Below are 12,577 nucleotides of genomic sequence, written 5' to 3'. Positions count from 1 at the left end.
TGCCTACTCACGCCGCCACTACTTCCCGCGGCTCAAAACTGTCCGCCCGCGCCATCTGCCACATCCGCGAATAAAACGCCCCATTCACCTCACCCGTGAGCAATTCCCCCGGTTTCAAAAACACATGCAACTGGGAAAACAGCTTGATCTCGGTCGCGGACATCCGCCGAACCAAATGCTTGGGCTGCAATTGCGAAGGATGCTCAAGCCCGGCGGCGGCGAGCATTTCGGCCAGGGCCTTGAGGGTGTTGCGGTGGAAGTTGTAGACCCGCTGGGCCTTGTCCGGGACGACCAGGGCGCGCTGGCGCAGGGTGTCCTGGGTGGCGACGCCGGTGGGGCATTTGTTGGTGTGGCAGCTTTGGGACTGGATGCAGCCGATGGCGAACATGAAGCCGCGCGCGGCGTTGGCCCAGTCGGCGCCGATGGCCAGGACGCTGGCGATGTCGAAGGCGCTGACGATTTTGCCGCTGGCGCCGAGTTTGATCTTGTCCCGCAGGTTCAGGCCCACCAGGGTGTTGTGCACAAACAGCAGGCCTTCGCGCAGCGGCACGCCGATGTGGTCGGTGAACTCCACTGGCTCGGCGCCCGTGCCTCCTTCCTTGCCGTCCACCACGATGAAGTCGGGCAGGATTCCGGTTTCCAGCATGGCCTTGGCGATGCCCATGAATTCCCAGGGGTGACCCAGGCAGAATTTGAAACCCACCGGTTTACCACCGGACAGCTCACGCAGTTGCTGGACGAACTGCATCAGTTCGATCGGTGTGGAGAACGCGCTGTGGCATGACGGTGAAACACAGTCCTCACCCATGAGAATGCCGCGGGTCTCGGCGATTTCCCGGGTGACCTTGTGCTTGGGCAGGATTCCGCCGTGGCCGGGTTTGGCTCCCTGGCTCATCTTGATTTCAATCATCCGCACTTGCGGGTTCTGCGCCTGGGCGGCGAAGCGCTCCGGGTCGAAGCGCCCGTCGCTGGTGCGACAGCCGAAATAGCCGCTGCCCAGCTCCCAGGTCAGATCGCCGCCGTGTTCGCGGTGGTAGGGGCTGATGCTGCCTTCACCGGTGTCGTGGGCGAAATTGCCCAGCTTCGCGCCTTGGTTCAACGCGCGGATGGCGTTGGCGCTCAGGGAGCCGAAGCTCATGGCCGAGATGTTGAACACCGAGGCTGAATACGGCTGGGTGCATTGCGGGCCGCCCACGGTCACGCGAAAACCGCTGGGGTCGCTCAACGGGGCTGGGCGCATGGAGTGGCCGATGAATTCGAAGCCGGTCTGGTAGACATCGATCAAGGTGCCGAACGGTTTGTCGGCGCTTTCGTTCTTGGCCCGGGAATACACCAACGAGCGTTGGGCACGGGAAAAGGGCAGGGCGTCGCTGTCGGATTCGAGCAGGTACTGGCGGATCTCCGGGCGGATGCCTTCGACCAGATAGCGGATATTGCCCAGGATCGGATAGTTGCGCCGCACCGCGTGGCGGCTTTGCAGCAGATCGAACAGCCCCAGCAGGCTTAACAGCCCCGTCACCAGTGCAATCGGCCAGAGCCAGTCGTGTTGCAGGAACGGCAGGCTGGCGAGGGTAAAGATCACACAGCCAGCAAAGAAGGCGTAGCGGCTCAGCAGCGACAGGCTCATGCGGTTTCCTTGGGGTTGAGCGTTTGATGGGGGGATATGGTACTCAGGAACACCGCTCCTGTGGTGAAGGGGTGGAACACAATCCCGTGGCGAGGGAGCTTGCTCCCGCTGGGGCGCGCAGCGGCCCTGAAACCCGGCAGCGCGGTGGGTCAGGATGATTGAGTGGCTTTTGAGAGGGGCTGCTCCGCAGCCCAGCGGGAGCAAGCTCCCTCGCCAAAGGTGGGACTTTTACTCTTCACCAAACCAGTGGTTGCACCGCGCCTGTCAGACCGCCTGTTTCAGCTGCCGCATCGGCAATTCAATGCGGAACGTGGTACCGACACCGACTTCGCTGCTCACCGTGATCTCGCCGTTGTGTTTTTTCACAATGCCGTAGGACAGTGACAGCCCCAGCCCTGTGCCCTGGCCGACGGGTTTGGTGGTGAAGAACGGGTCGAAGATTTTTTGCAGTGTTTCGGGTGGCATGCCCGAACCGTTATCGGCCACTTCGATCCACACGTTGTCCCCTTCCACACCGTTGCGCAGGGTGATGGTGCCGCGTTCGGGGCCGATGGCCTGGGCGGCGTTGACGATCAGGTTCATGATCACCTGGTTGATCTGCGACGGCAGGCATTCCACTTCCGGCAACGGCGTGTATTGCTTGACCACGTCGGCCTTGTACTTGATTTCGTTGGCGACGATGTTCAACGTCGAATCCATGCCTTGCTGCAAATTGGCCAACTGCCATTCCTGGCTGGAGTCGACACGAGAGAAGTCCTTCAGGTCCTTGACGATCTGCCCGACCCGGGCGATGCCATCCTTGGATTCCTTGATCAGCATCGGGATGTCCTCGATGAGGAAGTCCAGTTCAACCTGATCGCGCAGGCTCTTCAACTGCCCCACCAGTTCCTGCGAGGCGATGGATTGCTCGGCGCCGCTATAGGCTTCGAGCATTTCCTGGAGTTTGCCAAAGTAGCCGTCCAAGGCGCCCAGGTTGGAGGAAATGAAGCCGATCGGGTTGTTGATTTCGTGGGCCACCCCGGCCGCCAACTGACCCAGCGAGGCGAGTTTTTCCGACTGCACCAACTGGCTTTCGAGCATCTTGCGTTCGTCGATTTCCATTTGCAGCAGCTCGCTGGCCTGTTTGAACGCCTGGGTGCGTTGTTCCACCAGGACTTCTAGCTTGTTCATTTTCAGTTGTGCGCGGGAGGTCATTTCCCATTTGGTGGTCAGGGTATTGGCCATCTGCTGGACTTCGATGTTGTCGAAGGGTTTTTTCAGGATCAGCAACCGGTCGTGGCCGTTCAGGCGGTCCAGCAGTTCATCCCAGGAATAATCCGAATACGCGGTGCAGACCACCACCTGTAGCTGCGGGTCGCGCTTCCAGAGTTCTTCGATGGTCTTGGCGCCGTCCCAACCTTCGGGCATGCGCATGTCGACAAAGGCCAGGGCATACGGACGCTCTTTCGCGGCAGCCTCCAGCAATTTGTTCAGGCCTTCCTGGCCGCCATAGGCCGAGTCGAGTTCGAATACGGTGGCGACAGGTTTCGGTGCGTCGCCAAACAGCGCGCTTTCCATGTCCTGCAAGTCGGCGCTGCTCTCATCCTGCGGGGTGAGGATCTTGCGAAAATCGTCATGAATGGCGGGTGTATCGTCGATCAACAGGATGCGGCGGTTACTCAAGCTGTTCATGGCTCTCCTTCGGCGAGTTTGAGGGGGACTTGCAATCGGAATGTCGCCCCTGTGCCTGGCCCCTCGCTGTGGGCGGTGAGTTGGCCGTTCATTTCAATGGCCGCCAGTGCGCAGCTGTGCAGGCCAAACCCGTGGCCTTCCTTACGCGTGGTAAAACCGTGGGCGAAGATGCGCGTCATGTTCTCCTCCGGGATGCCTTCGCCTTCGTCCTTGACGCTGATTTGCAGCGTCTCGCCGTCTACGACCGCGGCCTTGAGGGTCATGTTCCGCGCATGGTTGGAAACCCCCGCCATGGCGTATTTGGCATTGCTGATCAGGTTGATCAGAATCAGCAGCAAGCGGTGCTTGTCGCCCATGATGCGTGGCACGTCGCCGTATTCCTTGATGACCGTTACATGGTGGCGGGTGAGGGCGCCGGAGTTCATGCGCAGGGCATCCTCGAGCAATTCGCTGACGATCAGCGGCTCCAGCAGGCTGCTGGCGCCGGCATAGGATTGCTGGGTGGAGACGATGTCCTTGATGTGGTCCACGCTCTTGCTCAACTGGGCCAGTTCGTCGGTCAGGCTTTGCTGCTCGAGCGCGATGGCGTCCACCAGTTGGTTGAGGTAGCCGGGCAGTAGCTTGCCTTTTTCGTCCTCGGTGAGGAAGTGCCCCAAGTCCTGGGAATGCTCGTTGATCAGTTGCATCGCCTTGCCCAGCCCCAGGGCTTTGCTGTTGCGCAGTTTACGTGTAACCAGATCGGCGGAGATGTTCACGCTGTTGAGCACGTTACCCACGTTATGCAGCACGTTGGTGGCGATTTCCGCCATGCCCGCCTGGCGAGCGGTGTCCATCAATTCGCTCTGGGTGTCCTTGAGCTGGCGAGTGCGCTCTTCGACCCGTTGTTCCAGTACGTCGTTGGCGGTTTGCAGGGCGTTGTTGACCCGCTTGATCTCGGCGAAGCTGCGTATCAGCCGGATCGCCAGCCAGATCAGAATCAGCACCAGCAGCGTGGCGAACACCAGCAGGTAAATGTGGTTGCGCTGATACTTGGCAGCGGCCTTCTCCTGGTCTTTCTCCAGCAGGACGGTGATGGTATCAAGGCGAGTCGCCACGGGTATTTCTTCGATCCCCTGCAACAACGCATTGACCCGCGGTTGTTCCCGCAGGATCAGCGCGATGTGCCTGCTCAGGATGTCGACGGGTTTCTGGAGCGCCTCCGGCATGCGCTCCTTGTTGATGTCCAGCCGGTTCAGGCCCAGCAACACTTCGGCGGCGATCTCCTGGGTACTGACCTGGGCGAATTCCATGCTGCTGAGCAACAGGTCATAGGTGTCGATGGCCACGTTTTGCAATTGCAGCCGGTCCGCGTCCGGCAGCCGGGCAAATTGCGCCTGGATTTCGTCTTCGGCGGCGGGCAGGAAGGCCATGGAGTTGCGCAGCACCGCGTTGTGGGACTTGAACTGTTCCACCAGCCGGGTTTTTTCCTTGATCGACTTGAGGTATTCGTCCCGCTGGGTTTCCCAGAGGGATGGCCCGTGGCGACCCGGTTCCGATTCGATGGCGTCGAGGCGCTGCCAGAGACGCGACATTTCGTGCAGGGGGGAAACCAGTGGATCGTAGTTGTGGGTCAGGGCGACCCTGGACTTGAGCACTTCGTTGTCCCAGATGGCATCCTGCTGCTTGAGCAGGCGAACCAGGTCCCGGGATTCAAGGTAGGAGGCGGCCTGTTGAGCGCCCGACTGGATGTACATGAACAGCAGGACAGAAGCCAACAACAGGCCGAGCAGTGCCAGGCCGAGGCGACGGAGAATCGTCATAGTGGCTTGCCCTCCCATTCACCGGTGAGGGTCTTGAGGAATTCGACGATCAGTGCCGTATCGTTCTTGAGCGGCTCACGGCCCAACTGGTACCTGAACATGACCTCCACCGCACGCTCCAGGGTCGGCGCGGAGGCATCATGGAAATACGGCGCGGTGACGGCCACGTTGCGCAGGCTGGGCACCTTGAACACCTGACGGTCCGCTTCATCGCCGGTGATGTTGAAGCGACCTTCATCAGCGCGGGTAAGGTTGCCCCGGTCCTGGAAATAGTCGCCCATGACGCCAAACTTCTGGAACATATTGCCGCCGATGTTCACACCCTGATGGCAAGCGATGCAGCCATATTCCTTGAAGCGCTGGTAACCGAACTTTTCCCGGGGTGTCAGGATGTCGGTATTGCCCAGCAGGTATTGGTCGAAGCGCGAGTTGGGGGTCAGCAGGGTGCGCTCGTAATCGGCCAGGGCGCCTTGGACATTGGGCTTGGTCACCCCGTCGGGGTAGGCGTCCTTGAAATCCTTGGCATAGCCGGGGTCGTCGGCGATGCGCTTGACCACGGCTTCCCAGGTGCTGCCCATTTCCACGGGGCTGGTCACGACAGCGTGTACTTGTTCTTCCAGGGTGTCGACGCGACCGTCCCAGAACTGATGGAAGTTCAGGCTGGCGTTGAACACGGTCGGCGTATTGACCTCCACCGGTTTGCCGTCAAAGCCCAGGGAAAGCGGCTTGTCGTCGGCACCGCCCTTGTCCAGGCGATGACAACTGGCGCAGGACAGGGTGTTGTTGACCGACAGGCGCGGGTCATTGAACAGCCGCAGGCCCAGTTGGACGCGCTTGGGATCCAGCGTCGGAGCGGGAGGCAACGGTTTGAGGGGTTCGTCCAGTGGCTCGGCATGAGCGGCCACGTTTAATCCCACGAGCAGGCCGAAAGCCAGAATCAGTCCATGTGATGCCATGGGGTGGTTTCCTTGAAACGCTTGGTTTATGGGCTCTGATTCACGAAAACGGGTTCTGGCGGGTTTCCCATTCAGTCATCCATTCAACGAAGGCCTGTGGTTCCACTGCCTTGCTGAAGTAATACCCTTGGGCCTCCTCGCACTGGTGAAGCTTGAGAAACTCCAGTTGCTCACGGGTTTCCACGCCCTCGGCAATGATGTGCAGGTTCAGGCTCTTGCCCAGGCTGATGATGGTGCTCACCAGTTTGGCGTCGTTGCTGTCGATGCTCAGGTCGCCAACGAACGACTGGTCGATCTTCAACACGTCCACTGGGAACTTCTGCAGGTAGCTCAGGCTCGAGTAACCGGTGCCGAAATCGTCGATGGCCAGTCGTACCCCCAGTTGCTTGATAGCCTTGAGGGTGGCGACGGTGGTGTCGATGTTCTGCATCAGCACGCTTTCGGTGATCTCCAGTTCTAACTGTGTCGGGGCGAATCCGGTTTCCTTGAGCGTGCGGGCGATACCTTCGACGAAGCCGCGCTGGCGAAAGTCGATGGCCGAGATGTTGACCGATAGAGAGAGCGGGCGCATGCCCTGGGCTTGCCAGCGGCAGGCCTGCTGGCAGGCTTCCTGGAGCACCCATTGGCTCAGCGGCACGATCAGCCCGCTGTCCTCGGCCACCGGGATGAAGTCCGATGGGAATACCATGCCTTGATCCGGTCGGTTCCAGCGCACCAGCGCTTCGACGCCGACCACCTTGCCGTTGGTCAGGTCGAGCTTGGGTTGGTAATGCAACACGAATTCCTTACGTTGCAGCGCCAGGCGCAGGCCGGATTCGATGGTCTGCTGCTGCCGCGCCCGGCGGTTCATGTCTTCGGTGAAAAAACGGTAATCGTTGGGGCCGGTTTCCTTGACGTTGCGCATCGCCGTCTCGGCTTTCTTGATCAGCGCCACCGCATCGAAACCGTCGGCCGGGTACAGGCTGATGCCCAGGCTCGCGGTGACGGTCAGGTCGTGGCCGTCGATGGGTTGGGGGGTGCTGATGGCGTTCAGCAGTTTTTCGGCCACGCCTTTGGTCTGCTGCGGGTCGCCGACGTCCCCCACCAGTACCACGAACTCATCGGAACCGTAGCGAAACACCGAATCGGATTCACGCACCACGGTTGCCAGCGCCCGGGCCACCCGCTTGAGCATTTCATCGCCCACCGGATGCCCCAGCGCGTTATTGATGCGCTTGAAGCGGTCCAGGCCGATAAACATCACCGCCAGTTGCCGGTCGTGTCGACGGCACTGGGCCATGGCCTGGGTCAGGCGATCGCCCAGCAGCATGCTGTTGGGCAGTTCGGTGAGCACATCGTATTGCAGCAGGTGGGAGACTTTGAGCAGTTCCTGGACCCGCTCCTCTATCGTGCGCTCCAGGCTGCGCATTTTGCGCGCGGCATCCTGGGCCAGTTGCCACTTCCAGGTCATGGCGCTGGCCATCTGGCGGATTTCCAGGGTGTCGAACGGTTTCTTGAGGATCAGTAACTGATCGTCGAACTCGATCCGTTCGGACATGGTTTCCCAGGAGTAATCCGAGAACGCCGTGCACAGGGCGATTTGCAGGCGCGGGTCGGCTTCCCACAACCGCTCGATGGTTTGCAGCCCGTCCCAGCCCGGTGGCATACGCATGTCGGCGAACACCAGGGCATAAGGCTGGCCTTCGGCCTGGGCGCGCTTGACCAGTTCCAGGGCCTCTTCGCCCTGATAGGCCGAGTCGATCTGAAATTGCAGCTGGCTGACATGGGACGTGCCGAACAGCAGGCTCTCCGTGTCGTCCAGTGAATCATTGCCATTGGTGCCGGGGCTGAGGATCTTGCGAAAATCCTGGTGAATTGCCGGTGTATCGTCCACCACCAGGATCCGCCGATTGGCAGGTACTGACATGGGGTTCATGGGGTGCTCTCCGATAGCTCGCTCGGCGGCCGGGTCCAGTGGTCGGTGATGGGAACGATGGTGCCGGCCTTGAGCAGTTCGGCGGCCTGGCCGCTGTCGACCACGGTACTGAAGTAATGTCCCTGGGCCTGCATCGCCCCGCCGCTGGACATCAGCGTAGAGCGCTGCTCCTGGGTTTCGACACCTTCGGCAATGATGCCGATGCCGACATCCCGGGCGAAGTTGATGATGGCCCGCAGGGTCGTGGCGTTCTCGGGGTCGTCGTTGGCGCTGTCGAGAAACCGCTGGGCGAGCTTGAGGTGATTGACCCGGTAGGTCTTGAGGTAATCGAACGAGGAGTACTCGGTGCCGAAATCATCGATTGCAATCTGCACGCCCAATTCGCAGAGGCGCGGCAGCACGTCGTTGTGGGTCCACTTGGTCTGGGCCAGGGTGGCTTCGGTGACGTCGAAACGCAGGTCCCAGGGTGCCAGTTCCCAGCGCGCGGTGGTGCGCAGCACGTCGTAGATCAGTTCCGGGCCGGTCTTGAGCTGGGTCAGGGACAGGTCGATGGCGATCACCGGGGGCGCCATGCCTTGGTCGCGCCATTGGCGCATTTGTTGGCAGGCCTGGTCCAGCACCCAATGACCCAGGCTAATGATGATTCCGGTCTTCTCGGCCGCCGGCATGAAGGCCGCCGGTTCCAACCAGCCACGATGGGGGTGTTTCCAGCGCACCTGCACGCCCATGCCGAGGATTTTGCCGGTGCGCAGGTCGACCTCCGGCAGGTAGTGCAATTGCAATTCGTTATGTTCGATGGCCAGGCGCAGGTCGTTGGCCAGGGCGACCCGGTCGGTCACCTCCTGGTTAATTTCCTCGTTATGGAAATGGTACTGGTTGCGGCCCTTTTCCTTGGAGCGGTACAGCGCCATGTCGGATTGCGCCATCAGGCTATCTGCGCTGAGGCTTTGCGGGGTGTACAGGGCGATGCCGATGCTCACGGAGATGCGTACGTCGTTGCCGTCCAGGGCATAGGGCGCCACCAGCGCATCGCGGATCTTGCCCGCCAGGGCGGCGCAATGGGTCACTTCGTGGACATCCAGTTGCAAGATGGCAAATTCATCGCCGCCCAGGCGCGCCACCACGTCGTTTTCTCGGGTACAGGCCTTGATGCGCGCGGCGACTTCCTGCAACAACAGGTCGCCGATGGGATGGCCCAGGGTGTCGTTGATCCGCTTGAAGTGGTCCAGGTCCAGGTAAAACATCGCAAACGGCGCCGCCCCCCGGCGAGCCGCGGCGAAGGCTTGGTGCAGGCGTTCGATCATGGTGGCGCGGTTGGCCAGCCCGGTCAGGCCGTCGGTGCGCGCCAGCAGGGCGATTTTCTCCTCGGCCAGCTTGCGTTCGGTGATGTCGAGGATGACGCCTTCCACTTCCAGCAGCAGGCCTTGCTCGTTGCGCACCGGAATGTAGCGATTTTCCACCCAACGAAACGTACCGTCGCCAGTGCGCATGCGGAACTCGATCGAAGCGCCCGCCGTGTCGCGGTCAAGGACGCGCACCATGGCGGCGTCGACTTTGCTCCGGTCGTCGGGGTGGATCAGGACTTGCGCCCAGTCGGGCGAGTTGATCAGTTGCGCCGCGACATGGCCGAACTTGGTGATGTTGTGGGAGATGTACATCAGCGGGAACGGCGGCTCGCCGCGCAGGCGATAGAGGATGGTCGGGCTGTTCTGCACAATGATGTTGGCGTCGGCCAGCTCCCGGGTGCGTTCTTCCACCGCCCGTTCGAGCATGTCCATTTTCAGTGCCGCGTCTTCGGTCATTTGCCATTTGACGGTCAAGGCGCTGGCCATCTGGCGGATCTCAATGGCGTCGAAGGGTTTTTTCAGGATGAGCAGCCGGTCGCCCAGGTCCAGGCGCTCGGAGATGTCTTCCCAGGAATAGTCCGAGTAAGCGGTGCACAGGGCCACCTGCAGCTTGGGGTCGACCCGCCACAGCCGCTCGATGGTTTCCAGGCCGTCCCAGCCCGGGGGCATGCGCATGTCGATGAAGGCCATGGCAAAAGGCTGCCCCTCGGCCAGCGCCGATTCCACCTTGTTCAGGGCTTCCATGCCCTGGAAGGCCGAGTCGAGCTCGAAACGCTGCTGGGCGACCGCCACCGGCGCGCCGAACAGGGCCTCTTCGGCGCTGCTCAGGCTGTCTTCGGGGGTCGCCTGGGGGCTGAGGATCTTGCGAAAATCCTCATGGATGGTCGGGGTGTCGTCGACGATCAGGATCCGCCGATTGCCTTTCTCCGTCGGCAGGCTCATGGCCGTGCACCGCGGCGATGCTGACGATAGAACCGTGGGAACATCTGATATCCCTTTCTCTGGCATGAGTCTTCTGGCCTGTACATGGCCCTTCATGGGGTACAGCATAGTCGGCTCATGGGGATGCGCTCGGCCAGTCATGGCGAATTGTGACTAAATGAACGCAATCTACTAGCCTGTCCTTCAGGGGTGCGGTAGAACAGTTGTCGTTAACAGGAGGGGGTGGAAATGGAAGATCAATCGCCGGACGTTCCGGTCAGAAAACCTACGGTGCTACTGGTCGATGACGAAGAGTCGATTCTCAGCAGCCTGCGTCGGTTACTGCGCAGTCAGCCGTATGAGATTCTATTGGCTGACAGCGGTGCCAAAGCCCTGGAAATCCTCAAGGAGCGGCCGGTCGACCTGGTCATGACCGATGCCCGCATGCCGAATATGGATGGCGCCACGCTGCTGGCGCAGATTCGCAAGCTCTATCCGTCGACCTTGCGCATCCTGCTCACCGGTTATGCCGATGTCGACATGATGACCAAGGCCATCAACGAGGGGCAGCTCTATCGCTACCTCAGCAAGCCCTGGAATGACGAGGAATTGGTGCAGGCGCTGCGTCAGGCCCTGGCTCACCAGCATTCCGAAAGCGAGCGCCAGCGCCTCGAAGCGCTGAATAGCGAGCAGAACCAGCAACTCAAGACGCTGAACGCCACCCTGGAAAAACGCGTGGCCTCGCGCACCTCTGAGTTGCAACAGACCGCCGACATGCTCGACCTGGCCTATGACGAGCTCAAGCGCAGTTATGTAACCAGCACCGAAGTGTTTTCCTTGATCGCCAACCTGCGCCTGCCCAAGGCCAAGCAGACCAACCGGCAGATCATCGAGCTGATCAGGGTCTACAGCCGGCTGCATTTCCTGGACGAGTCCACCGACCGCGACCTGACCATGGCCGCGGCGCTCTACAACATCGGCAAGCTGAGCTGGACCGATAACATGATGACCACGCCCGCTGACCTGCTGCATCACAGCGAGCTTGAACTGTACCGGGCTTATCCGAAGCAGAGCGAATCGCTGCTGATGACCCTGGACCCGATGAAGGACGCGGCACGGATCATCCGCCATCACCAGGAGCGCTGGGACGGCAGTGGTTTCCCTGAGCATCTCAAGGGCGAGGCCATTCCGTTCGGTTCGCGGCTGTTGAAACTGGCGGTGGACTTCATCGAGCTGCAGCGCGGGTTGATCCTCGAGCGGCAGATGAACAGCGACGAAGCGCTGGTCTACATCCGCAAATACGCCGGCAAGCTGTACGACCCGGACATGATCGAGGACTTCATCAAGGCCTGTGGGGAATACCTGGAGGACGTGACCCTGTCCGACCCGACGGTGGAGGTCAAGACCACCCGCGAACTGGCCTCCGGCATGATCCTGGCCCGCAACCTCAACGCCGACAACGGCATGCTGCTGCTCAACGCCGGCAAGATCCTGAGCGGCCCGCTGGTGGAAAAACTCATCGCCTTCGAAGCGATGGAAGGGGCCCGCTACAGCGTGTTCGTCAAGATTCCCGAGGAGGTAGCAGACCCTTCGGCACCGAAGCCGATGTTGGGGTAATGGGGATCTGAGGACAATCCAACCTGTGGGCTTGCTGCCCGCTTGAGGCTTGTCAGACTCATTGTGGCGAGGGAGCTTGCTCCCGCTGGACTGCGCAGCAGGCCCATTTTTTGTGAGTGCTTCGCACTCAAGCGGGAGCAAGCTCCCTCGCCACGGGTCATCTGCTTTCCTGAGTGAACTGCCTTGCCTTCCAGAGGGGATGTACGGACCCTGAAACGGGGGCGAGGCTTTGCTCCTGCGGCTCTGGTCTGTAATCTCCCCGGCATTTTCCCGCCCAAGGCTTTGATCGCTCATGACCACTTCCCTCATCCGTATCGCCGCCGCCCTGTTGATCGGGCCGGACGGTCGAACCCTGCTGGTGCGCAAGCGCGGCACCCTGGCTTTCATGCAGCCGGGCGGCAAGATCGAGGCCCATGAACAGCCGGTCCAAGCCCTTGCCCGGGAATTGGATGAAGAACTTGGGCTGACCATCGACCCGGCACAGGCCCGTTACCTGGGCGCGTTCAGTGCGCCGGCCGCCAACGAACCGGGTTTTGTCGTGCAGGCCGAAGTGTTTTTGCTGACCATCGACGCCCCGGTGTCTCCCGCCGCTGAAATTGAGGAAGTTCGCTGGATCGACCCGGCCAGTGACGGCGATCTGTCGCTGGCGCCGTTGACAGGCGAGGTGATCCTGCCGTTTTATCGAGCGACCTGTCTTGTGACCTGCTGACTCAAGGATTGATGCC

At 61.0% G+C, this 12,577-nt stretch carries 8 protein-coding genes; 2 read left to right on the top strand and 6 right to left on the bottom strand.

Features of this window, described 5'->3' with window-relative positions; all coding sequences use genetic code 11:
- Positions 1-7: 7 nt before the first annotated feature.
- The 6 genes from CD58_RS23000 to CD58_RS22975 form a co-directional block, all read right to left on the bottom strand.
- Positions 8-1,627: an FMN-binding glutamate synthase family protein gene (locus CD58_RS23000; protein ID WP_025215296.1), complete on the bottom strand. Its 1,620-nt coding sequence runs from the start codon at positions 1,625-1,627 to the stop codon at positions 8-10.
- 264 nt (positions 1,628-1,891) lie between these two features.
- Positions 1,892-3,298 carry an ATP-binding protein gene (locus tag CD58_RS22995; protein ID WP_025215295.1) on the bottom strand — a complete coding sequence of 469 codons (1,407 nt, stop codon included), beginning with the start codon at positions 3,296-3,298 and terminating at the stop codon, positions 1,892-1,894.
- Positions 3,295-5,097: a DAHL domain-containing protein gene (locus CD58_RS22990; protein ID WP_025215294.1), complete on the bottom strand. Its 1,803-nt coding sequence runs from the start codon at positions 5,095-5,097 to the stop codon at positions 3,295-3,297. The genes CD58_RS22995 and CD58_RS22990 overlap by 4 nt, the downstream gene beginning before the upstream one ends.
- Positions 5,094-6,053, bottom strand: coding sequence for a cytochrome-c peroxidase (locus CD58_RS22985; protein ID WP_025215293.1), 960 nt, complete (start codon positions 6,051-6,053; stop codon positions 5,094-5,096). The genes CD58_RS22990 and CD58_RS22985 overlap by 4 nt, the downstream gene beginning before the upstream one ends.
- A 40-nt stretch (positions 6,054-6,093) precedes the next feature.
- The gene (locus tag CD58_RS22980; protein WP_025215292.1) at positions 6,094-7,968 is read right to left on the bottom strand and encodes a putative bifunctional diguanylate cyclase/phosphodiesterase; all 1,875 of its coding nucleotides are present in this window, start codon (positions 7,966-7,968) and stop codon (positions 6,094-6,096) included.
- Positions 7,965-10,256, bottom strand: coding sequence for an EAL domain-containing protein (locus CD58_RS22975; RefSeq protein WP_025215291.1), 2,292 nt, complete (start codon positions 10,254-10,256; stop codon positions 7,965-7,967). Before CD58_RS22975 ends, CD58_RS22980 begins: the two co-directional genes overlap by 4 nt.
- Before the next feature lie 228 nt (positions 10,257-10,484).
- Here CD58_RS22975 and CD58_RS22970 point away from each other — a divergent pair, with 228 nt between their 5' ends.
- Entirely contained in the window at positions 10,485-11,852 is a 1,368-nt protein-coding gene (locus CD58_RS22970) for an HD domain-containing phosphohydrolase (RefSeq protein ID WP_025215290.1), read from the top strand.
- A gap of 292 nt (positions 11,853-12,144) precedes the next feature.
- Positions 12,145-12,561, top strand: coding sequence for an NUDIX hydrolase (locus CD58_RS22965; protein ID WP_025215289.1), 417 nt, complete (start codon positions 12,145-12,147; stop codon positions 12,559-12,561).
- Positions 12,562-12,577 lie beyond the last annotated feature (16 nt).

This window comes from Pseudomonas brassicacearum (genome assembly GCF_000585995.1).
Lineage (GTDB): Bacteria > Pseudomonadota > Gammaproteobacteria > Pseudomonadales > Pseudomonadaceae > Aquipseudomonas > Aquipseudomonas brassicacearum_A.
The sequence above is the reverse complement of the archived record's forward strand: the minus strand, read 5'-3'. Positions and strand labels throughout refer to the sequence as shown.